This window comes from Methanosphaera sp. ISO3-F5, from assembly GCF_034480035.2.
Lineage (GTDB): Archaea > Methanobacteriota > Methanobacteria > Methanobacteriales > Methanobacteriaceae > Methanosphaera.
In genome coordinates this window covers 1-23415 of sequence record NZ_CP118753.2, presented here as the reverse complement: position 1 = coordinate 23415, position 23415 = coordinate 1, and the positions used below count along the sequence as shown (strand labels likewise).

General features: G+C 31.0%; 20 protein-coding genes and 1 tRNA gene. 15 read left to right on the top strand and 6 right to left on the bottom strand.

Annotated features, from left to right (window positions below):
• Positions 1-23 precede the first annotated feature (23 nt).
• The 3 genes from PXD04_RS11800 to PXD04_RS11790 all read left to right on the top strand — a co-directional run bounded on the left by PXD04_RS11800 (position 24) and on the right by PXD04_RS11790 (position 3610).
• Positions 24-755 (top strand): metallophosphoesterase, encoded by a 732-nt coding sequence (locus PXD04_RS11800; RefSeq protein ID WP_323737083.1) that lies wholly within the window; start codon positions 24-26, stop codon positions 753-755.
• A gap of 732 nt (positions 756-1487) precedes the next feature.
• The gene (gene ilvC / locus PXD04_RS11795; protein ID WP_323737082.1) at positions 1488-2480 is read left to right on the top strand and encodes a ketol-acid reductoisomerase; all 993 of its coding nucleotides are present in this window, start codon (positions 1488-1490) and stop codon (positions 2478-2480) included.
• A 119-nt stretch (positions 2481-2599) separates the two neighbouring features.
• Positions 2600-3610, top strand: coding sequence for a methanogenesis marker 12 protein (locus tag PXD04_RS11790; RefSeq protein WP_323737081.1), 1011 nt, complete (start codon positions 2600-2602; stop codon positions 3608-3610).
• A gap of 2 nt (positions 3611-3612) precedes the next feature.
• Here PXD04_RS11790 and surE read toward each other — a convergent pair whose 3' ends face one another.
• Complete coding sequence (gene surE, locus PXD04_RS11785) at positions 3613-4386, bottom strand: 5'/3'-nucleotidase SurE (protein WP_323737080.1); 774 nt, start codon at positions 4384-4386, stop codon at positions 3613-3615.
• 162 nt (positions 4387-4548) lie between these two features.
• Between surE and PXD04_RS11780 the strand changes: the two genes are divergently transcribed.
• A complete protein-coding gene (locus tag PXD04_RS11780; protein ID WP_323737079.1) occupies positions 4549-5430 on the top strand; it encodes a restriction endonuclease in 882 nt (293 codons plus the stop codon).
• Between the two features lie 568 nt (positions 5431-5998).
• Here the strand turns inward: PXD04_RS11780 and PXD04_RS11775 are convergent.
• Positions 5999-6070, bottom strand: a tRNA-Val gene (locus tag PXD04_RS11775).
• Between the two features lie 187 nt (positions 6071-6257).
• Here PXD04_RS11775 and PXD04_RS11770 point away from each other — a divergent pair.
• On the top strand, positions 6258-7178 hold the full coding sequence (locus PXD04_RS11770; protein ID WP_323737078.1) for a branched-chain amino acid transaminase: 921 nt from the start codon (positions 6258-6260) through the stop codon (positions 7176-7178).
• A gap of 62 nt (positions 7179-7240) precedes the next feature.
• The gene (locus PXD04_RS11765; RefSeq protein WP_323737077.1) at positions 7241-8080 is read left to right on the top strand and encodes an undecaprenyl-diphosphate phosphatase; all 840 of its coding nucleotides are present in this window, start codon (positions 7241-7243) and stop codon (positions 8078-8080) included.
• 14 nt (positions 8081-8094) lie between these two features.
• On the opposite strand, the gene PXD04_RS11760 is transcribed toward PXD04_RS11765, so the two are convergent.
• Positions 8095-9702: a bifunctional N(6)-L-threonylcarbamoyladenine synthase/serine/threonine protein kinase gene (locus PXD04_RS11760; protein ID WP_323737076.1), complete on the bottom strand. Its 1608-nt coding sequence runs from the start codon at positions 9700-9702 to the stop codon at positions 8095-8097.
• 139 nt (positions 9703-9841) lie between these two features.
• On the opposite strand from PXD04_RS11760, the gene cobT reads away from it, so the two are divergent.
• Entirely contained in the window at positions 9842-10918 is a 1077-nt protein-coding gene (gene cobT, locus PXD04_RS11755; protein WP_323737075.1) for a nicotinate mononucleotide-dependent phosphoribosyltransferase CobT, read from the top strand.
• Positions 10919-11256: 338 nt separating this feature from the next.
• Here the strand turns inward: cobT and PXD04_RS11750 are convergent, their stop codons facing one another.
• Both PXD04_RS11750 and PXD04_RS11745 read right to left on the bottom strand, forming a co-directional pair.
• Positions 11257-12588: an IS4 family transposase gene (locus PXD04_RS11750; RefSeq protein WP_323736431.1), complete on the bottom strand. Its 1332-nt coding sequence runs from the start codon at positions 12586-12588 to the stop codon at positions 11257-11259.
• Positions 12589-12697: 109 nt separating this feature from the next.
• Entirely contained in the window at positions 12698-13168 is a 471-nt protein-coding gene (locus PXD04_RS11745; RefSeq protein ID WP_323736430.1) for a helix-turn-helix domain-containing protein, read from the bottom strand.
• Positions 13169-13276: 108 nt separating this feature from the next.
• Between PXD04_RS11745 and PXD04_RS11740 the strand changes: the two genes are divergently transcribed.
• The 8 genes from PXD04_RS11740 (at position 13277) to pyrB (ending at position 22253) form a co-directional block, all read left to right on the top strand.
• A complete protein-coding gene (locus tag PXD04_RS11740) occupies positions 13277-14401 on the top strand; it encodes a hypothetical protein (RefSeq protein WP_323737074.1) in 1125 nt (374 codons plus the stop codon).
• Between the two features lie 99 nt (positions 14402-14500).
• A complete protein-coding gene (locus PXD04_RS11735) occupies positions 14501-15055 on the top strand; it encodes an XTP/dITP diphosphatase (RefSeq protein ID WP_323737413.1) in 555 nt (184 codons plus the stop codon).
• 78 nt (positions 15056-15133) lie between these two features.
• Positions 15134-15535 (top strand): 30S ribosomal protein S15, encoded by a 402-nt coding sequence (locus PXD04_RS11730; RefSeq protein ID WP_323737073.1) that lies wholly within the window; start codon positions 15134-15136, stop codon positions 15533-15535.
• Entirely contained in the window at positions 15501-16868 is a 1368-nt protein-coding gene (locus PXD04_RS11725) for a DHH family phosphoesterase (protein ID WP_323737072.1), read from the top strand. The genes PXD04_RS11730 and PXD04_RS11725 overlap by 35 nt, the downstream gene beginning before the upstream one ends.
• Before the next feature lie 17 nt (positions 16869-16885).
• Complete coding sequence (locus PXD04_RS11720; RefSeq protein WP_323737071.1) at positions 16886-18082, top strand: aconitase X catalytic domain-containing protein; 1197 nt, start codon at positions 16886-16888, stop codon at positions 18080-18082.
• A 208-nt stretch (positions 18083-18290) separates the two neighbouring features.
• Entirely contained in the window at positions 18291-20531 is a 2241-nt protein-coding gene (locus PXD04_RS11715; RefSeq protein ID WP_323737070.1) for a DEAD/DEAH box helicase, read from the top strand.
• Positions 20532-20573: 42 nt separating this feature from the next.
• On the top strand, positions 20574-21308 hold the full coding sequence (locus PXD04_RS11710; RefSeq protein WP_323737069.1) for a tRNA (adenine-N1)-methyltransferase: 735 nt from the start codon (positions 20574-20576) through the stop codon (positions 21306-21308).
• 12 nt (positions 21309-21320) lie between these two features.
• Positions 21321-22253, top strand: coding sequence for an aspartate carbamoyltransferase (pyrB, locus tag PXD04_RS11705; protein WP_323737068.1), 933 nt, complete (start codon positions 21321-21323; stop codon positions 22251-22253).
• Between the two features lie 7 nt (positions 22254-22260).
• Here pyrB and PXD04_RS11700 read toward each other — a convergent pair whose 3' ends face one another.
• Positions 22261-23415: an orc1/cdc6 family replication initiation protein gene (locus tag PXD04_RS11700; RefSeq protein ID WP_323737067.1), complete on the bottom strand. Its 1155-nt coding sequence runs from the start codon at positions 23413-23415 to the stop codon at positions 22261-22263.

The following is a 23415-nucleotide window of genomic DNA, read 5'->3' as shown; positions in this document are numbered from 1 at the left end:
TATTTTTTTTAGAGGTTTGTTGAATGACAAAAATAGTTCATATGTCTGATTTACATATAGGTTTTGCAAATTTTAGAGAAGATATTCTTTTGAATACCATTAATAAGATTAATAAGTTAAATCCAGAAGCAGTTGTAATATCTGGAGACATAACAGATAACGGATATTATAGGGAATTTGTTAAAGTTAAGGAATATCTTGATTTATTAATACCTCCAACAATTGTTATCCCCGGAAATCATGATGCCAGAAATATTGGTGATGAAGTCTTTGAAGAAATTATTGGTGATCGTTACAGTACATTAGACTTGGAGGAGTCTAATATTAAAATAATAGGTTTAGATAGTAGTGAGCCTGATTTAGATCATGGAAAAATTGGCAGGTTACAGAAAAGATTTTTGGAAAGGGAAATTAAGGATGCTGAAGACAGAAATATGTTCATTATTATTACTGTTCATCATCATATTATTTCTATTCCTAATACTGGACGGGAAAGAAATGTGTTGAGTGATGCGGGTGATGTTCTCTTATTGTTACTTGAGAATAATGTTAATTTAGTGTTGTCAGGACATAAACATGTGCCGCATGTGTGGAAGATGAATAATACTATCTTTTCTACTGCAGGAACTGTGTCTTCAATGAAACTACGTGGAAACACCCACCCTTCATATAATATTATAGATATTAATGATGATAAAGTGCAAATTACTTTGGTTAATAATGATGGTTCTACTGAAGTATTAACACCACCATAATCAATTATGTACTGTACTTATCATATAATTTAAAATAATCTGAAAATTATAAATTAATTATTATCTATTGATATTATCACAAATGATTATAAAAAGATGATGCTTTGATATATTTGGAAATTGTTCAAAAATTCCTTTCATATACTATATTTACCAACTATACAATAATTTATTAAAAGATTAACAGTACTACATGATAGGTAAGTTCCTTTATGATTTAGAGTGTGAATATAAGGTTATCCGATTAAATATTTCCCTATGAAAATTATTAATCATCAACCTTAATCATCAACCTACACCCATTTTACTATCTTCTATTAAAGCAGGTAAAATAAGAAAACAAGACATTAAAACAATTTTTCAAAAAATAATCATCAACCAAAAAATACCCTAATCATCAACTAGTGAATCTTTTAATTTTCATTATAATTATTTCTTGTATGATTCAAAAATGATTAGTGATTACTCCTTATCCTATATCATATTATTACAAGTTAAATATGGTTAAAGCATGAATTAACATATTAATAAGAAATTATATCCCTATCACATGTTTGTTTTTGAATTATGTGAATTTACAGTACTGTTTACTATATTATTTTTAATTGTGTATTGGAAGTATTGGAAATTATTAGTATTTTCTTAAAGAATTTTTTTATATAACTTCATACATAGATATAATTATACTTTTTATCTAGATAAGATTATTAAAAAAAAGGAGTACTCGATAAAATGAAAGTATATTATGACGACGATGTAACAACAAATGTTTTAGAAGGAAAAACTATCGCAGTTATCGGATACGGTAGTCAAGGAAGAGGACAATCATTAAACATGCATGACAGTGGATTAAATGTTGTGATGGGTTTACGTGAAGGTGGAAGCTCATGGAAAAAAGCAGAAGCTGACGGACTTACAGTAAAAAGTATTGAAGAAGCAGCAAAAGAAGCAGATATCATCCACATATTAATTCCTGATGAATTTCAGAAAGATGTTTACGAAACCCAGATTAAACCATATGTAGAAGCAGGAAACACAATCTCCTTCTCACACGGATACAACATACATTTCAAACGTATAAGAGTACCTGAAGATGTTAACGTTACAATGATTGCACCTAAAGGTCCAGGATCTAAAGTAAGACAAACCTACGAAGAAGGATTCGGTATCCCTGGTTTAATTGCAGTAGAACAAGATGCTACCGGTGAAGCATTTGATATTGCAATAGAAATGGCAAAAGCTGTTGGTCTTACAAGAGCAGGTGTAATTGAAACTACTTACAGAGAAGAAACAGAAACTGACTTATTCGGTGAACAAGTAGTTCTTTGTGGTGGATTAACAGCACTTATTAAAGCAGGATTTGAAACACTTGTTGAAGGAGGTTACCAACCTGAAATGGCTTACTTCGAAACATGTCACGAAATGAAACTTATCATCGACTTAATCTATGAAAAAGGTTTCAAAAACATGTGGCAAGATGTAAGTAACACCGCAGAATTTGGTGGATTAACAAGAAGAGACAGAATTATCACAGAAGAAGCTAAACAAAACATGAAAGATATCCTCAGAGAAATCCAGGATGGTTCATTTGCAACAGAGTTTGCTGTAGAAGGTGCAAGTGCATATCCTAAACTCTATGCACAAAGAAGATTAGAAGGAGACCTTTTAATCGAAACTGTTGGTAAAAACTTAAGAACAGCTTGTGGTTTAGAAAAAGAAGAATAGGTTTAATCCTATAACTTCTTTATTCATTAATTTCTTTTTAATCTCCAGATAAATTTTTATACTATTTTTGTTAACATTTACCATAATACATAAATCATATCCCTTAAAAAAATAATAATATGAAATATTATATGGGTATGGATCATGGAACTACTGCTGTTAGTTTCCAAGTGATAGATGAAAACAGAGAACACGTCGCACATTTTAAACTTAACAGGGACAAACTTTCAAATAATGATATCAACTTTGAAGATACATTAACTGAATACATCGACCCCGAGAAGATTAAATTATTAGCAATGACATACGCCATGGGTGATTCAATCAAATACATCACACCAATAGAAAAAGTTAAACACAAGGGAATACTCTCCATAAACGGAGCAGGAAAAGTAACCGGGGGAGGAAGCAAAGTATACGATGAAATAGTATCCCTAAACATACCATCCATCCTGATACCAGGACTACACAGAAATACAGAATGTCTAGATAAACGTTTCAGGGCAAGTTACTCACACTGTGCAAGCAGCGAAAAAGTAAGTCTCAGCTACTATGCCTACCAGAAAACCGGTTGGAAAAATATGATTATAGCAGACATCAGCTCCAACACAGTATGCATACTAGTAGAAGACGGAAAAATCAGGGGAGCCATGGATGCATGTATAGGAGCTATGGGATTCATTCACGGACCAATAGATCTAGGCATGATACGTGACATTGACGAAGGCAGAAAAACAGCAAACGAATGCTTCTCCCATGCAGGAATTTCCAAAATAGCAAACATAAACTCAAAAGTAAATAATGTGAAAAACGACCTGATAAAAAAAGCAGAGAATCATGATGAAGATGCACTATTAGCCATAGACTCATTAGTAATGAGTGTGGTCATGGAAATATACGGACTATACGGTATTATGGAAAACGATATTGATGGAATAATACTTACAGGATCAGGTGGCTGCATGACAAAACCAGTAAACATAAGCAGCATGATTAAAGAAAAAGTTGAAAAAATTGCACCAGTACAAGTATTAACACCAAAAAGTGGAGCCCTAGGCAGTAGCTATATTGCATATGACATTATAGAAAACAATAAAGAAGAAATAATGGGAATTAAGGTAATTAAATAGAGTTAATCTGTTAACCATTTACTAAGATCAATACAGGTTGTCATATCAGTGGATAATGCTGTTATAGTTGACTTATTTTTAACACGTAATGTATGAACATCAGTATTTCCATCTTCTTCCATTATTAATCCACCAACTATCCAATAATAAGGATTACCATAAGGATCCAATCTCTTTTCCACATCAGTATCATACATCTTATTTGCTAACTTTACCTGCACTATCTCCTCAGACACAGGGTGTGCTGGTATGTTCAAATTCAAAATATTTGCTCCTTCAGGCATTCCATGCTCCAATACCTTTTTAACTAATTTTCGCACAATCTTTTCAGCAAAACTATAATCTATGCTTTTTACACCATCCTTAAATTTTAGTTCCTCATGTTTAACCTGCAAACTAACAGCAATAGCAGGTATTCCAAAATAAGCTGCTTCAAATGTAGCTCCCAATGTTCCAGATGTTGTTATTGATCTTGCAAGATTTTCTCCAACATTAATACCAGAAATTACAAGGTCCGGTTCTTCCTGCATCAAATTTTTGGATCCCAGTATTACACAATCTGTTGGTGTTCCAGTCACAGCATATGCTTCTGTATTTTCATCAATCTTAGTTGGTATTGCCCTTAATGGTTTCATAAGTGTTATTGCATGACCCACACCACTTTGCTGTTGAGCTGGTGCTACTACTGTTGTTTCTGCCAAGTCTTTTACAGCATTATTTAATGCTAAGATTCCCTCTGAATTTACTCCATCATCATTTGTTATTAAAATTTTCATATTAATATTTATTATACAATCTTTTACTTATTTTTAATTTTATAGTTAAATTATAATACTTTGAAAAATAAAGTATAAATCAATAATAATTATAAATTTTGTCAAACTATGTGAGATTCAATTTAATTATTTCATTTCAAACAATGAATATGAGGGAGAATTTTGGAAAAAAAACGCTTAATCAAGTTTATTGCCACTATTATGGAAGATAGTGGCTTTAATACGCAAACAAACTATCAGGTAGAAAATCAGGTAATAGACATATACGGAACATTAGAAACATCCGTCGGCCAAGTAGGAGTAGTTGTTGCATGTAAAAACTATGAAGAACCATGGAAAGTAGGATTAGATGTTTTAAAGGAAATGGAAAAAGCTGCAAAAGCTGTTAAAGCTTCTAAAATAATTGTATTCAGCACCAATACATTTTCACACGGAGCAGCAGTATACGCACAAAAACGTAACATTAAACTAGTTGACAAGAAAGGCCTAATGAAAATTGCACAAAATTACTCACAAAAACAAAGAGTAGTTTCTGAACCAGTTGTAGACGAGGACGACTTTGACTATGATGACTACTATTATGAAACTTCATCAAGACCTGCAAGTCTAACTCCCAACAGAGGCACCAATTCCCATGCAATATTCTCAGGAAGATTATCTAGAAATCATGACAATGGCAGTGTCAACCAACTCCAAAGTACCCTATACAACCAACCAAGAAGTTACCTGAGCAGCACAACAAGCAGAACACCAGACCTTCGTAGCAAAATACCAGCAATTAACATTAACGGAATGTTAGAATTCTTCTCCGAACATACCATAATATACTTATTAGTATTATTAATAATTGCATCATTAGTCTCATTTATTCTTAACAGAGTAACAAGCGGACCATTCACAGGTGTTGGAAAAATAGCAGCTAGCGCAATAATCTGCTATGGCGGTCTACTACTAGTAGATAGAGACATATCCAATGTAATATTCCAAGGAAGCATAATACTATTTGTTAGCATAATAATATCAATAATGACATTAACCGTCTAAAAGAAAAAAAATGATACTAATTTCTCCCTTCCCAAACCTATTTTTAAAATAAAATCTCTGAAAAACATCCCATCACCCATATTTATCCAATAATTCTAATTTTAGTTCCAAACTCATTATTTAAACAAAACTATAATATTAAAGTAGAAATTAATGGAAAAATAAAAATGAACATGAAAAAAATAGAATAAGAAGTTATTAACTGTTTTTTCATAACTTCAAAAGATTAAAGTGTTTTTTAAGCTGTTTTGACAGTATTTGTTTTACTGTAAGCATTATAACGGTCATTACCAGGATATGCGAGTGTTACTTTGTATGTTCCTTGTTTTGCTTTGGTGGTGTATGTGAATGTTCCTTTGTTTTGGTTTCATGAAATAAATAGTAATACTTTATAAGTTATAACTTATAATTAATTTTTATAATAAACTGTGAAAAAAAGATTAACATATTATTATTTTATGATATATCAGATTAAGTAATTATTAGTAAAAATAAGGTACTATTATTATATTGATTAATTTTTATGAATAATGTATCTTAAAAAATAGTTTTTATTTTAATTGTAAAATGGGCCGGAGGAGATTTGAACTCCTGATCCCCTCCTTGTAAGGGAGGTATCATACCCCTAGACCACCAGCCCAATTGTAAAATAGTTTAGTAGTCTTCATGTCAGACTATACTATAGTATATTATTCATAGTATATAAAGGTTTTGGTTTCTGATTATATTGTAAAAATAATAACAAAAATTGTGGAAAACTTAAAATAATTATATGATAAAGAAGAAAAATATTAACATAAAAGAAATAATTAGAAGGAATTAATAAAATGGCATTCGATGAATCAGGAAAAATATGGTTTAACGGTGAACTAGTAGACTGGAAAGATGCACAAATACATGTATTATCACACGTAGTACACTATGGTTCAAGTGTATTCGAAGGTTTAAGATGCTATGATACCGAACAAGGACCAGCAGTATTTAGATTACGAGATCATATGCAAAGATTAATTAACTCAGGAAAAGTATATAGGATGGAAATTCCATACACACTTGACGAATTATGTGATGCAGTAAAAGAAACAGTAAAAGCTAACAACTTAAAATCATGTTATATTAGACCAATAGCATTTAGAGGTTACAAGGAACTGGGAGTATATCCATTAAACTGTCCTATGGAAACAGTTATTGCTGCTTGGGAATGGGGACAATACCTCGGAGAAGATGCATTAGAACAAGGAATAGATATATGTACTTCAACCTGGAGAAAAATGGCACCAGACACAATGCCAAACATGGCAAAAGCAGGATCAAACTATATGAACTCACAACTAGCAAAAATGGAATCAGTAGCTAATGGATATAGTGAAAGTATTGTACTAAACTATAATGGAGACATTGGTGAAGGAAGTGGAGAAAACCTTTTCATGATAGAAAATGGAGTAATATACACACCAGACATAGGTTCAAGCGTACTGAATGGTATAACAAGAAATACCGTTATCCAAATTGCTAAAGATTTAGGTTATGAAGTAAGAGAAGAACGTATACCAAGAGAAAGAGTTTATACTGCTGATGAATTATTCTTCACAGGCACTGCAGCAGAATTATCTCCAATAAGAAGCGTGGATCAGATAAAAATTGGTGAAGGAAAACGTGGTCCTATCACTAAAGAATTACAAGACTCTTTATTTAATATAATAAACAACAAAGTAGAAGATAAATATGGTTGGTTAGACTTCATATAACCATTATTTTTTTTCTTTTTTCATGCCCTCCCCAATTTTTATTAAAAATCACATAATATGAGGTGATTATTATTTTAGATATTATCAGTGCCATAATACTAGGTGCTGTACAGGGACTTAGTGAATTTTTGCCAATAAGTAGTTCAGGTCACTTAGCATTAATACCGCACCTTTTAGGTGTACAAACCGGCCTAGAATTTGATACTGTCCTACATATAGGTACGTTAGTAGCAATATTTTCATTCTTCTGGAAAGATATAATAAATTTGATAAAAGGTTTTTTACTTAGCTTAATTGATTTGACGGAAGGCTTTGACAAGTTCAAATTTGAATTACGAAAAGTTCCAGAAAAACGTTTTGCATGGCTAATTATAATAGGTACCATACCAACAGGTATAATGGGAATATTATTAAAGGATCTTATTGAAACAATATTCAGGGGAACAATATTCATTGGATTTTTCTTAATAATAACAGGTTTATTATTATATTACTCTGAAAGGCATTCTTCAGGTAATATTACTGCAAAGGACATGTCTTTTAAGCAGTCAGTAATTATTGGTATATGTCAAGGACTTGCAGTATTACCTGGTATTTCAAGATCTGGTTCAACTATTGCATCAGGATTATGTCTTGGTTTAGAAAGAGAATATGCTGCAAGGTACAGTTTCCTATTATCTGTTCCTGCGGTAATTGGTGCAGGATTAATTCAAGTAAAAGATATTGCAACTCTTGATATTCCATTCATGGTATTATTAGCAGGATTTATATCTTCAGTAGTCTTTGGTTATCTTGCTATTAAATTACTTATGAAAATGATTAAAGGTTGGAGTTTAGACATTTTTGCATATTACTGTTGGATTGTAGGAGCTTTAACATTAATTTTATCATTAGTTTTCTAAAAAAAAAAGTATTATTAGAGGTATCTTCCTCTTTTTTCTATTTCTTCTATTTTTTTAACTACTTCTTCACTGTCATAACCTTCTAAAAAGTATGTGAAATATTTTTCAGATTCATCAGGTACTATTGTTGTTAATGACTTCTTGAATACTAGTAAGTCCGTTCCCTTATCCTCTAAAAGATTACTGTATTTGCCTAGACCAAAGTCTATGAATACTGGACTATCATCCTGTATTAATATGTTTGCAGTTGTTAGATCCCCATGAATTATTTCACCATCATGCATTCTCCTTACCATCATACCAATATTGTTTAGTATCTGTTCAAGATTTCCTGGTTTTTCCAAGATTTTTTCTTGCAGCTGATTTGCACATACTTTTTGCATTATAATATCATAATTTTTTAAGTCTACTGAGTATATGAATGGCGTTTTCACACCATACTTTTTGCAGTCATGTAATAATTTGGCTTCTTCCTTGGTTCTTTCTATGCGTAATTTATTATCTAATTCTCTTGTTCTGTAATTTTTTGATACTCTTTTTTTGATAATTGCCTCTTCATCATCCCATAGTATCTCAGATATGTCTGCCTCTGCTCCCTTAAATCTGATATCACTTGGCAGTTCTAGATTATGTTCCACTTTTTTATTTATCCATGTTACATCTACCTGGTCTGTCCGGTATTTTGGATTAATGTAACTGTTTTCTATACCTGTTTGTCCCTGATTGTATGATAGTAATCCTAACCTTGCTATCATAGAACCATTATCTCCACAGTACTTCATTGGCGGCATATAAAAGTCTACATAATGTTCTTCACACATCTGTTTTAACATTTCCCTTAGTTTTTTATTAGCAGCTACTCCACCACATAGTAAGACTTCCGTCTTTCCAGTGTAACTAAGTGCTCTTTCAGTAACCTCACATAGCATTGCAAAACAGGTTTCCTGAAAACTGTTACATACCACATCAAGGTCTACTCCCTGTTTGTATTTATTAATTGCACTTGTCAATATTCCACTGAATGATAAGTCCATACCCTTAACTACATAGGGTAATTCAATTGTTTTATCAGTGTTGAGTGCATGTTTTTCAACTATGGGCCCACCGGGATGTCCTAGTCCAACATCTCTGCTGAACTGGTCTAGACAGTTTCCGATAGCTATGTCTAATGTTTCACCAATAATCCTGTATCTTCCTGTCTCGTAACTTATTATCTGAGTGTTTCCACCACTAGTGTATAGTGTCACTGGGTCTTTTGCTCCTGTAGTGAGTTTTCCAATTTCTACGTGTCCTATGCAATGATTTACTCCTATAAGTGGTACGTTAATGTTTTGTGCCAAGCTTCTTGCTGCTGTTGCAACTGTTCTAAGTGCTGGTCCTAGTCCTGGACCTTTTGCAAATGATACTAAGTCAATATCATTTAATGTGAGATTGGATTCCTTGAGTGCTTCTTTTATTAGTGGAACAATGTGTTCTGCATGGAAATTTGCTGCTTCTCTTGGATGTATACCTCCTACTTCTGGATATAATTGGTCACCACATGTTGCAAGTATGTTACCTTCATTATCTACTATACCAATTCCTGTTTTTTCTGCTGTTCCTTCAATACCTAAACATATCACAATAATAACCCCATTAATCAAAAAATCTTAAATATAAAGCCGTTAAATCAAGCATTTTTTATTTTTTATTCATAACTATTAATATATTTGAATAAAATAATTAATATTATATTTGTTAAATAATTAGAGAGGAATTACAATGGTAGACAATGTCAAAATATTCGGATCAGACAAAGTATTAAAAGAACTAGAAAAATCAGAAAACATGGTATTTGCATGTGTACTCGGTAACACAGAAGTATCAAAAATTGAAGGAATCAGTGGAGCAGGTGGAAGTCCAGAAATGACACCATACACTCCAGCTTTAGATGTTGAGTTAATGCTAAGAAATGCAGCATTAAGTCTCCCAGAAATTGCAATCACAGAAAGTGATGAAGTACCTGCACCAACCCCTGGAGTACTTACAAAAACAACATATGAATTATTAGATATGCCTTTTGTAGCAATAAGTGCAGGACTTGAAGTTGAACCAAAAACATCATTCATAAGCTTAAACGGTCAACCAGGTGGAGACCTAAGAGAAGGAAAAGGAGTTCCAAATCCTAAGGAAATATTTGATAATGCAGTAGAAACTGGTAAACTTTTATCACAACTTGCTGACCATATAATGATTGGAGAATCAACACCAGCTGGTACAACAACAGCACAGGGAGTTCTTACAGCACTTGGTTATGATGTTGAAGGAAAAATTAGTGGATGTATGATGCATAACCCTCATGAACTTAAAACAAGTGTTGTGAATGCTGCACTGGAAAAGAATAATGTTAAACCTGGAGACTTGAAAGATGATGCATTTAAAGCAGTAGAAATAGCTGGTGATCCAACAATTATTGCTGCAGCTGGATTAGCAATTGGTAGTAGTGTTCCAGTAACACTTGCTGGTGGTACACAGATGACAGCTGTAATAGCAGTTATTAAGTCCATTAAACCAGACTTTGACTTCTCTAACATTGCAATTGCAACTACAGTTTATGTAGCAAATGATGAAACTAGTGACATTTTAGACATTGTTAACCAGATAGCTGATGTGGCAGTTTATGCAGCTGATCCTAAGATGGAAAATTCTACCCACCCTGGACTTGCAAGTTTTGCTAAAGGATCAGTTAAAGAGGGAGTAGGTGCTGGTGGAAGCGTGTTATATGCTTACCTTAAAGGTATTACACCTGAGGAATATCTAAGTAAACTTGAAGAAATTACAAGAGCTGTTTTCGGATAAGATTACTGTAATTCTTTTTCTCCCCCCACACCAATATATTTTTTGATAGTGTCAACACTTGTGGGTATGAATTTCATATTACAATATAGTTACAAAAGTATGAAGTTAAATTTGATGTTATAAATTTGTTTTTTATCGCCCCTTGTGGGCGTGCTTCAAAAAATAAGTGATAATTAGGTTTATATAGTAAAAAGGAGAGATATTATATTATGAAATCCCAAAATACCTCTCCTATTAATAATTATGACGACAAACAATATAAACTTGACGATTATTTTGATGAACTACCTAAGCAATGTAGCCAATGCTATTAAGTTGAGTTATTTTTTTATCTTTTTTTATGCTCTTTTGATATTTCCTGGAAATTTGTTGGTTATGTCTTTTACTATTCTTTCTGTGTTTGGTGGATCGATTAAGGATGAAGATAAATCTTCTATCATCTCGTATATACAAAATTCTAATAATTTTAGTTTAAATTCTTCTTTTTCTCTTAATAATACTATTAATATGTCTTTGAATAAACTGAGTGCAGTTGATATGTTGATTTGGTATCGTCTTTTTTTGTTTTTTGAGATTAATATTGTCATAAATCTTTCTCCGTCTTGTTTAAGTGTCATAGTCATGTTGTATGTTAATATTTTAGCGTAGAAGTCTTGTTTTATGCATATTTCTTTTCTACCGCTGAAATTTTCTATTTCGTGTATGTTTTTTAATCGGTCAAATTCTGTTTCTATACTCCATCTTTGATGATATAACTCTTTAAAATCATCATATGGTGCCATTTCTTTTGTTAAATTTGTAATAAGGTATTCTTTATTTTCTTCTTCATCATTTTCTTTTTCTAATTTTATTTCGATTATTCTTAGTTTAATTCGTCCTTCTTTTAGGTATTTTTCTTTTATTTCTTTATTTTCAGCATTTTTTAAACGAGTATTATTTATGTTAATCCATATGTTTTCATCCTGTTTTGTTAAATTTTCGCGTTCTTTTTTGAATGTGGAGTCTTTTAATCGTATTATGAAATAGGAGTTTTGTTCTATGATGTTTAACATCATTTCTAGTGAGTCATATCCTCTGTCACCCATAATTATGCTGTTTTTTAAATCGATGATGTTTTTAAGCTCATTTATTTGTCTAGATGCAAGTTTGGGTTCGCTAGTTGCTTTAATATTGATGTTGGCACTTATTACCATATTAGTTAGTGTATCAGTTATACATGAAATTCTTGCTCGTGGAATAGTGTTTTTAGCATCTAATTTGGACTTAATTCCATATTTTTCGTTAGTAATAGTATGATTAGTTAGTGTTATGATGGAAGTATCTGCTGCAAGTAATGATTTTCCATTATATTTATGTAAATGTTTTAATTGTTTGTATACGTTATGAATTAACTTATCATTTTCCTCTTTAAATAATTCAGGGAGTAAATTTTGTCTTCTTTGGCAAAAAGCAGAACCTGAAACTTTAAAAAACCAATTTTTTTCAATTCTTTTGATGAAATGTCTAGCTTGTGAATTAATGTTTAATCCATTATTATTCAATATAATACCTGCTGTGTTTTCGGGAGTTAATTTTTTTGAATATATGAAGTTATTTTCATTAACATAATACTTTTTATCTATATTTCGTAAATTGGATAATGTGTTGGATACTATTACTTTTGAAAACATGATAAATCAAACCACCAAAATATTACATAATGTTTTTTATAGATGATGTGATGCAAAAAAAAATATTAGATTAAAAACAATAAGAATAATGATCTAAACCTATAAATTACTATGTATTAATGATTAACTCTTTATTTTTGGGTATAACTTTAGTATTTTTACATTTATAATTTAGTTTTTGAGTTAAAATCTCCCATATTTGCTTCATACTGTAATCGACATTAAATTCTTTTAAAATAAAATCATGAACTTCTTGAATAGTAATTTCATCATTTTCTTTAATCATAATGTCTACTTTATGTAAATCTGATTTACTTATTTTTTCTGGTCTTCCACCAGTATAATTAGGTTTCAAACCATCAATTCCCTCAGATTCACAAATTTTAGCCCACCTGTGAATAGTCTGATAAGATTTATTCATTTTATGTGCTACCATATCATATGAATAACCTTCTGCTAATAAATTAATAGCATATAATCGTTCATATATTCTATGAGCTATAACATACTCATGCATTGCTTCTTTTAACTCAGATTTAGACATATTCCTAAAAATATCAATTTTAGTTTTGCCTACCATATATAATAATATATACATCATCACTTATAAATATTATGTAAAAAAAAATAAACATTAAAAAAAATATATAATCCTACCAAAGTTCAACAATACCTCAACTTAATAGCATTGCAATGTAGCCGAAAAGAATATATAGAAGATAAAATTGAAAAATTAAATTCCAATTTAACGGTCTTTAAACTTAATGATACGTATCATTTAAAACAGAAACATGTTTATTGTCCTGAATGTTATTCTAAAGATATAAATGAAAAAGGATATTACTCTAGAGGAATATTATTAATGGATTATGGTCTTGTTGATTGTAAAATTAAACGATACAAATGTAAACATTGTGGAAACGATTTTTCAGCAGATATTTCTTCTATTGTAAAACCTAATTTTACAGTATCAAATGAAGTATTAGACATTGTAGAAACATATTACTCAATTGACTTCACAAGTGTCAGAAAAATCAGAGAATTCTTTGAAAAAGTTCATGGAATTAAGATATCCCATCAAGAAATTCAAGACATCTTAGTCGATTATCATATTCATTTTAATCCAAATATTAAAGAATATTCAGGATATTATGCATTTGATGCTTTATGGATAAAAATAAAAGAAATCAGTGATAAATACGTGTTTTTATTAGCATTAGTTGATGTGTGTCATGATACTATTGTAGCTTATAAAGTTGTTGAACATGAAACAGAAGAAGAAGTACTAAAATTTCTCAAAGAAGCCACATCAAATCAAGAACGAAAAGCCATTACAACAGACTTAAAACCCGAATACATGTCTCCCATCAATGCTTTAGGATTTAAACATCAATTTTGTAAATTCCATTTTAAACAAAATAACAATAGAATTATCAGAAAATATGTTAAAGATAACAATCTCCCTGAAGAAAAAATAAAAGAATATAAAAAGTTTTTACCAGAATTATATGAAATATATGATGTAAAAACTCAAACAGAAGTAGCAAAAATCGTAAAAAACTTGAAAAAGAAAATAAATGACTTTCCCGAAGTTATTCAATACATAATTAATGAAAAATTAGCACCGTATTTTAAAAACTTAACATATTTCCTTGAAAATGCAAAAATCGAAAGCACAAGCAATATCATAGAAAGAATATTTGAAGATCTTGCTCCAAAGCATGTGAAAAAATGTTATAAAACTATAAAAGGATTTTTATCAAGATTTAACTTAAAATTAAAGCGATGGGATGAGAGAAATGCGATTTACTGAAATGATGTTAAAATACCCACACATCTTGACACCACCTATTTTTTTTGATACATAATTTTTTTGTACTAGTTTTTTAATATATAATTATTGATAGAAATGATAGTAACATTTATTACTGGAAATGAACATAAAGTTAAAGAGGCAAGAGGTATTTTTGAAAAATTTGGTATTGAAGTTGACCATGAAAATCCTGGTTACCCAGAAGTTCAAGGCTCAATTGAGGAAGTGGCAGCTTATGGTGCAAAATATGTTGCTGAGTTGCTTCAAAAACCAGTTATAGTAGATGATACTGGCCTATTTATAAGGGCACTTAATGATTTTCCTGGAACATATTCATCTTATGTTCAGGATACAATAACCAATAAGGGCATTATAAAATTATTAGAAGACAAACAGGACAGATACGCCGAATTCAGGTCATGTATTGGTTACTGCAAACCCAAATGTGAACCCAAGACTTTTTTAGGCACTGTTTCTGGAGAAATTTTATCAGAAGAAAAAGGTGACAACGGATTTGCATATGATCCACTGTTTTATGTTGAAAAATATGATAAAACATTTGGTGAACTTACTACTGATGAAAAAAATGAATGTTCACATCGCAGAATATCTATGGAAAAATTTGCTAAATGGTATTCGGAGAGTGAATTATAATTTATTATATTATATGTAAATAAGATTTTTTAGTATAATATAAAATATTTTTATAAAAATTAGATGGAGATATTTTTTATGGCAGATAAACCAGAATGGTTAGAAATGAGTGACGATGAAATTATTGAATTAATCGTAAAATTACACAGAGAAGGACAAAGTACCAGTCAAATCGGTATTATATTAAGAGACCAGTACGGAATTCCTAGTACCAAAAGTGTTTTAGGTGCAAAAATTACTGAAATTCTAAAAGACAACGGTACAGAATTTGCTTACCCAGAAGACTTATTAAACTTAATTAAAAGAGCAGTTAACATCAGAGAACATTTAGAAGAAAATCCTAAAGATTTACATTCAAAAAGAGGATTAATGAAAATTGAATCCAAAATCAGAAGATTAGTAAAATACTACACAAGAAACAATGTACTTCCTGAAGGATGGAGATATGACCCAACAACAGCAGCTCTCCTTGTTAAATAGGGCTGATGAAGCTTGTGATTTGTTAAAATCACATATTGATAACCAGCATGTTGTGAGAATTATTTCTCACAATGATGCTGATGGATTAACTTCTGCCGGAATTTTTGCTAATGCAATTACAAAGGCAGGAGGTAAATTCCATATTACTATATTACCAAGATTAAGAGATAGTAATGTTAAAGACCTTACTAAATCTCGTTATAAACTATTTATTTTCTCAGATATGGGTAGTGGAAATCTTGAAAGCATTTCTAAACTTAGTGGAGATGTGATAATTGCTGATCATCATCAATTCCCTGAAGATGTAGATCCTGAAATGCAGGTTGATTATAAGAAGATTGTTCACGTTAATCCACATATTTTTAATATTGATGGAACCAAGGAAGTTAGTGGTTCAGGTTTATCTTATTTATCAGTTCATGATTATGAATATTATGAATTGGCAGGGCTTGCCTTAACTGGTGCATGTGGAGACATGCAGTTAAAGAATGGTCCAATGGGTATTAATAAACTTATTTTAGACGAAGCTTTAGAACATAATACTATGGAAGTTAAGGATGAACTTAAATTAGCTTATTCAAGTACTCAGCCATTATATAAGTCATTAGCTTATACTTATACTCCTGTGATTAAGGGAGTTTCAGGTTTTGTTGAAGAAAGTGGTGAATTTCTGGATAATATTAATGTTCCTAAGGATAAACTGCTTCATCAGCTAAGTGATGATGAATATAATACCTTGAAGGATGAATTGATGAATATTAATGAGAACATTTATGGCAAAACTTATAATATTCCTAATATTAGGCGTGAATTAAGTAATGTTGAGGAATATGCTAACTTATTGAATGCTTGTGGTAAAAATAAGGAGTATACTGCGGCTGTTAGTATTGAACTTGGCAAGTATAATCAGATGGATTTTGCTCTTAATTTATTATCAAAATATAGTAATTATATGCAGAATGGAATTGAATGGATAAAAAGAGAAGGTAGTATTCAAGAAGAAAATATTCAGTACATTTATACTGAAGACAAAGAGCAGAAACAAGTTGCTGCAGCTGTTAGCAGTATTGGTATTGAGTTAGGTATATTACCTGATAAGCCAATATTAAGTTTAATGAAAATGGATAACTTAATTAAAGTATCTTCAAGAACTACTGATAATATGGTTGAAAAGGGTGTTAATTTAGGCGTTATTATGAAGCAGGCATCAAACAATTTTAATGGTTCTGGTGGTGGACATAATATTGCTGCTGGTGCAACTATACCTTTTGATCAGAAAGATAATTTCATCAATCTTGTTAATGAAATGGTGGAGTATCAGATAAATAATTAATTGTTGAAGTGGTGAATATGCAACTTACAAAATATGAAGAAGATATGTATAATGGTGAATATGGTGAAGGTAAAGCTGAGTGTATGGAAATCCTTGTTAGTTTAGGTAAGATATATGATGCTGAAAAGATGATTCCCATTACATCTGCACAGGTATCTGGGGTTTCATATAAAACTATAGGTGATGCTGGATTAGATTTTGTTGTTGATTTAGGTCAGAAAGCTGATGTTGAATTGGAAACTATGCTTAATCCTGCCGGTGTTGACATTGAAAACTGGGAAGAACTTGGTTTTAGTAAAGAGTTTACTGATAAGCAGATTGATATTATAAGAGGTTATGAAAGTATTGGTGTTATGAGTACCTGTACCTGTACGCCTTACTTAATAGGTAATACTCCTTTATTAAATGATCATGTTTCATGGTCTGAATCTAGTGCAGTTTGCTATGTTAATAGTGTTATTGGTGCTAGAAGTAATCGTGAAGGCGGTCCTAGTGCATTACTTGCTGCTATTGTGGGTAGAACACCTTATTATGGTAATCATATATTAGAAAACAGGAAAGCTGACATGATATTTGATGTGGATTATAACTTTACTAATGAAGCAGAAATTGGTGCTTTAGGTTATTATGTTGGACAAATTGTTAATGATAAAAAACCATATTTTAAACTTAATAACAGTCTTAGTCGTAATAATTTGAAAAGTTTAGGTGCTGCTCTTGCTTCCAGTGGTGCTGTTAGTCTTTATCATGTGGAAAATGTTACCCCAGAGGCTGATTTTGCTAAGAATCATGATTCATTTTCTGAACTTGAAGTTATTGATGTTGATGAAAGTATGGTTAAGGATTCAATAGATAATCTCAGTACTACTGATAAGATTCCTGATCTTGTTAGTTTAGGTTGTCCTCATGCTTCTATAACAGAGATTCAGAAGGTTGCCAGTTTACTTAAGGGTAAAAAGCTTAATAAGGACTTGTGGATTTGTACTTCTAAAGCTATTAAGTCTATTAGTGAACAATGTGGTTACTTGGATATTATTGAAGCTGCTGGTGGTAAGGTAGTATCTGATACTTGTATGGTTGTTGCACCTATTGAGGAATTGGATTATGAGGTTATTGGTGTTAATTCAGCTAAGGCTGCTAATTATGTTCCTAATATGTGTAAACTAGATGTTGTTTATGATACTGTTGAAAACTTAATTGATATGATTACCTGAAATTTTTATATGAATGATGTATATTATGATTAAATTCATAATATTTTCACACACTTATTTTTTTTTAATTAAATATCCTGTTAATATAATAACTATTTTTTTATATATGTATTAGTTTAATGATATGTTCTTGTTATTAAATTATTGATTGAATATTTTCAAAAAATAGAATTATTAATTATAATCTTTTAACATAAAGAGTATATGTATGAATAATTTTATAGAACATGAATATTTAAACAAAAACACGATAGAAGGAAGACTTTATCAGCAAAACCTGGCAATGAGTGTGCTTAAAAAAGGAAATACTATGATAATTGCACCCACCGCAATGGGTAAAACTGTTATAGCAGCCCTTGTATCAGCTGAAAGACTAAAACATAACCCGGACAGCAAAATACTAATACTAGCACCCAGCAAACCATTAGCATTACAACATGAAAAAAGCTTCAAAACATTCCTAAATGCAAGTGTAGCAAGCCTAACAGGAAACGACAAACCAAGCGACAGAAAACAACTATGGAACAATAACCAGGTAATATGTGCAACACCACAAACAATCGAATCAGACATAATATCCAGAGAATACAATTTTAATGACGTTTCACTAATAATATTCGATGAATGCCACCATGCAGTAGGATCATATTCATATGTATACCTAGCACAAAAATATGTTCAACAAGCAAAAAACCAGCTGATACTAGGCTTAACTGCAAGTCCAGGATGGGAAAAAAGCAAGATAAAAGAAGTTTCCAAAAATATTTATGTTAACGAAATTATTATAAAAAGCGAAGACGACCCGGACGTAGCACCATACTTCAACCAAGTACAGACAAAATGGATAAAAGTAAAACTAACACCAGAACTACAAGAAATTAAAGACCTTATCTCAGAAACACTAAAAATGAGACTTAAAACCCTGAAAAAATTAGGCATAATAGATTCAATAGCAAAACCATCAAAACGAGAAGTACTAGTAGAACAAGCAAGATTACAGCAAAAAATAGCTTCAGCCAGCATGCCGAAAAAGGAATATTTCACAGGAGTATCCATATTAACAGAAGTAATAAACATAATGCACTCACAGGAACTACTAGAAACACAAAGCATTAAAACATTAAACAATTACTTCAACAAATTAGAAAAGAAAAAAACAAAAGCAGCAAAATCATTGAAAAATGATTATAAATTCAACAAGGCAGTACTGCTTACAAGAAAATATCTTGAAAAAGGAATTGACCACCCAAAAATGATAAGATTGATAAAATTAATAGAACAATTACTTAAACAAGACAAAAACAATAAAATAATAGTTTTCAGCCAATTCAGGGACACAACAAAAACAATATACGAAAATTGTGAAAAAAATAAGATTAAAGCATTAAGATTCTATGGACAAGCATCAAGAGACAATGATAAAGGATTAAGCCAAAAAAAACAGATAGAAACAATTGATTCATTTAAAAAAGAAGATTATAACGTTCTAATATCAACAAGTGTAGCAGAAGAGGGAATAGACATACCATCAGTTGACTATGTTATATTATACGAACCTGTACCATCAGAAATAAGAATGATACAACGTAAAGGAAGAACAGGACGTAAACATGAAGGTGAAATGTTCATACTAATGACCAAAGGAACATTAGATGAATCATATTACTGGTCAAGTCAAAGAAAAGAAAGAGCAATGAGAAGTAATGTATACAATTCATATAGAAAAGAAAACATTACATTAGACAATCATTTTGCAGATAAAGAAGATATAAAATCATATAATACACAGACAACAGACGAAAATGCAGAAGCAGAAATATACGTGGATTATAGGGAAAAAAATTCCAATATTATGAGAGAATTAGATAAGATAAACTGTAAAATCAACGTAAAAAGTATGACAGTAGGAGACTATCAGATAACTGATGAAATTATAATAGAACGAAAAACAGTAGAAGACTTCAGTAAATCAATTACAGATAAACGATTATACCAACAAGCAAAGGAATTAGTGAACAACTGTAAAAAACCGTTAATGATAATTGAAGGAGAAAACATTTACCATACTTTTCTACATCCTAATGCAATAAGAGGAGCATTATCATCCATAGCATTAGATTTCAGAATACCAATCATACAGACACAAAATGAAACAGACACTGCATTTATGCTTAAAAGAATTGCAATAAGAGAACAAGAAAAAGATAATAAAAAGCCTGTCAGTGTACGTACACAGACAAAACCTGTTACACTTCCAGAACAACAATTATTTATTACTGAAAGTTTGCCAGGAATTGGACCAGTATCTGCAAAGAAATTATTATCACATTTTAAAACCGTGAAAAACCTTGTTAATGCATCTAAGAAAGAACTTAAAGATGTTGAAGGTATAGGTGAAAAAACTGCTAAAAATATTATTGAAGTAACAAATACTGAATTTAAGGAATAAAATAATTAATTTAAAATTTCAATATAATAATAAGGGATTATCATGAAAGTAATTGTTGACCGAAAGAATAGAAAATACATAGTGCATGATAAAGAGTTTCATTCAGAAAAAGGTTTAATACCAGAAGAGGATATTGTTAATGCTAAAGTTGGTGATGTTTTAGAAACACATTTAGGTAAAAAATACACTGTTATCGAACCAAACATTAATGATTACATTGATTTAATGAAAAGAAACTGTTCAATAGTATTACCTCAAGATTTAGGATTGATTACTGGACTTACAGGTATTGGTTATGGCAGTAAAATTGTTGAATCAGGTAGTGGTGCTGGTGGAAGTTTACTATTTTTTGCAAATATTGTAGGTCCTGCAGGTCACGTGTATAGTTATGAAATTAGAGAAGATTTTATAAAGGTTATACAGGAAAATATTGATGGAACTGATTTTAATAATATTACATTATATAATCAGGATGTGACTGAAGGATTTGAACAGGAAGATCATAGTATTGACTTGGTATTTCTTGATTTGCCAAAGCCTTCAGAGGTTATAGAAGATGCTTATAGAATTCTTAAAACAGGGGGATTTATTGCAGTTTACACGCCTTATATAGAGCAGTTCCAGATTGTTAGTAAAGTTTTAGCAAAAAATAGTTTTAAGCACATTGCTATTAGAGAGGGTAATGTTAGAGAAATAGAAATTAAAAATAATAAAACAAGGCCTAATACTAGAATGCCTGGTCATACTGGATATATTACTTTTGCAAGAAAATTATAGTGGGGATTAGATATGAGTTTTAATTTGAAGAATATTATTTCAATAAGAGATTTTACTAAAAGTGATGTAGAATATATTTTAGATAAAGCAGAAAAGATGGAACCTATTGCAAGGTCTGAAAAAGTTTGTCATAAGATGGATGGTAAATTGTTGGGTGTTCTTTTTTATGAACCTTCAACTAGGACAAGGTTATCTTTTGAAACTTCCATGAAAAGATTAGGGGGAGATGTTGTAGGTTTTAGTGAAAAACAGAGTACTAGTGTTCAGAAGGGTGAAGTATTATATGATACTGCTCAAATTATATCACAGTATAGTGATGCAATAGTAATTAGGCATGATATGGAAGGTGCTGCCAGGTTTATATCAGATAGGGTAGATGTTCCTGTCATAAATGCTGGTGATGGTGCTGGTCAACATCCTAGTCAGACATTACTTGACTTGTATACGATTAAAAGAACTTTAGGTCATTTAGATAACTTGAAAATTGCGTTGGTTGGTGATTTGAAGTATGGTAGAACTGTTCATAGTTTAGTGTATGCATTGGCAATGTTTAATGTTGAAATGGTATTTATTGCACCTGAAGAATTACAGATGCCTGTTGAAATTATTGATGATTTAAAAAAGTTGGAATGTAAGTTCACTTTAAAATCTACTTTATTAGATAATCTTGAGGATATTGATGTATTGTATATGACTAGAATACAGAAGGAACGATTCCCTGATCCTAAGGAATATCAGAAAGTTAAAGGTCAGTATACTTTGAATAAATCTAACTTGGAGGGTACAGATATTGTTTTGATGCATCCTTTACCTAGAGTGGATGAGATTAATTTTGATGTTGATGAATTGGATAATGCTATGTACTTTAAGCAGGCATTTTATGGTGTTCCTGTGAGGATGGCTATATTGGATTCAGTTATAGAAAATAGTGAAAAAGGAGATTAGTTTATTATTAATCTTTGTAGATTAATGCTTGGTCTATTAGTTCCGTGTCACATTGAAGAGTAATAATGTTTGTTCTTCCTTTTCCTCTTCCTCTTGAAATTGTATTTGCAGAGATTAGTCCTAACATTTCTAGTTCGTTAATAAAATCAAATAGTCTTCTGTAGGATACTTTATCATTTTTTGCTAGTTTTTGGTATACTTCGTATAGTAAACCTGATGTTATTTCTTCGTTTTTGTTGGTTAATATTGTTATTGCTTCTAATACTTTTTGTTGTTGTATTGGTAGTGTCATTACGACATCAATTATTTTATTGTGTTCTATACGATCTTTTGCTTCTTTAACATATTCTTCGGTGATTACATTTGATTCTTTTTCATCTGCTATTTCACCGGATGTTTTTAGTAGGTCTAATGCGTATCGTGCATCTCCTTCTTCTTTAGCTGCGAGTGCTGCACATAAGCTTATAACTCCTTCATTTATAACGTTAGGGTTGAATGATAATTTTGAACGTTCGTTAAGTATGTCGAATAATTGTTGGGCATTATATGGTGGGAATACTATTTCACGGTCTCGTAGACTGCTTTTTACTTTTGGATTGATGAATCGTTTGAAGTCAACATAGTTGCTTATGGATGTTATTGATACATTGTCGGTTCTTGTTAATGTGTATAGTATGCTGTCTCCATCGTTTTTTAGTATAACATCTATTTCGTCTAATATTACAATTAGTATTAGGTCTTCGCCTAGAATATTTTTACTGAAAAGATTTCTGAATGTGTTTACTACTTCTGCTTTTGTCCATCCTCTGTATGGTACTGGTTTTCCTAGTTGTTGACATAATTTTGCTAGTATTTGGTATTCTGTGTTGTAGTCTGTGCATCGTATGTATTCTATTCTTATGTTTAGGTTGTTTTTTTCTGCGATTTCTTCTAGTTGATTTTTTGCAAACAGTGTTACTGCTGTTTTTCCGGTTCCTGTTTTACCGTATATTGTGATGTCTTGTGGGGTTATTTTGCTTAATGCTTCTACCCAGAATTGTGCTACTGATTTGATTTTTTCGTTTCGGTGTGGTAGTGTTTCTGGTATGAAACGATGATCTAGATATTTTTTTGATTTAAATATCGTTTTTCTGTTTTCTTCTAGTTCTTCGAATATGTTCAT

Excerpts from the sequence above, each read along its gene's own strand:
- PXD04_RS11800 (WP_323737083.1), top strand. The coding sequence starts at position 24 with ATGACAAAAATAGTTCATATGTCTGATTTACATATAGGTTTTGCAAAT.
- ilvC (WP_323737082.1), top strand. The coding sequence starts at position 1,488 with ATGAAAGTATATTATGACGACGATGTAACAACAAATGTTTTAGAAGGA.
- PXD04_RS11790 (WP_323737081.1), top strand. The coding sequence starts at position 2,600 with ATGAAATATTATATGGGTATGGATCATGGAACTACTGCTGTTAGTTTC.
- surE (WP_323737080.1), bottom strand. The coding sequence starts at position 4,386 with ATGAAAATTTTAATAACAAATGATGATGGAGTAAATTCAGAGGGAATC.
- PXD04_RS11770 (WP_323737078.1), top strand. The coding sequence starts at position 6,258 with ATGGCATTCGATGAATCAGGAAAAATATGGTTTAACGGTGAACTAGTA.
- cobT (WP_323737075.1), top strand. The coding sequence starts at position 9,842 with ATGGTAGACAATGTCAAAATATTCGGATCAGACAAAGTATTAAAAGAA.
- PXD04_RS11750 (WP_323736431.1), bottom strand. The coding sequence starts at position 12,588 with ATGTTTTCAAAAGTAATAGTATCCAACACATTATCCAATTTACGAAAT.
- PXD04_RS11745 (WP_323736430.1), bottom strand. The coding sequence starts at position 13,168 with ATGGTAGGCAAAACTAAAATTGATATTTTTAGGAATATGTCTAAATCT.
- PXD04_RS11730 (WP_323737073.1), top strand. The coding sequence starts at position 15,134 with ATGGCAGATAAACCAGAATGGTTAGAAATGAGTGACGATGAAATTATT.
- PXD04_RS11725 (WP_323737072.1), top strand. The coding sequence starts at position 15,501 with ATGACCCAACAACAGCAGCTCTCCTTGTTAAATAGGGCTGATGAAGCT.
- PXD04_RS11720 (WP_323737071.1), top strand. The coding sequence starts at position 16,886 with ATGCAACTTACAAAATATGAAGAAGATATGTATAATGGTGAATATGGT.
- PXD04_RS11715 (WP_323737070.1), top strand. The coding sequence starts at position 18,291 with ATGAATAATTTTATAGAACATGAATATTTAAACAAAAACACGATAGAA.
- PXD04_RS11710 (WP_323737069.1), top strand. The coding sequence starts at position 20,574 with ATGAAAGTAATTGTTGACCGAAAGAATAGAAAATACATAGTGCATGAT.
- pyrB (WP_323737068.1), top strand. The coding sequence starts at position 21,321 with ATGAGTTTTAATTTGAAGAATATTATTTCAATAAGAGATTTTACTAAA.
- PXD04_RS11700 (WP_323737067.1), bottom strand. The coding sequence starts at position 23,415 with ATGAACATATTCGAAGAACTAGAAGAAAACAGAAAAACGATATTTAAA.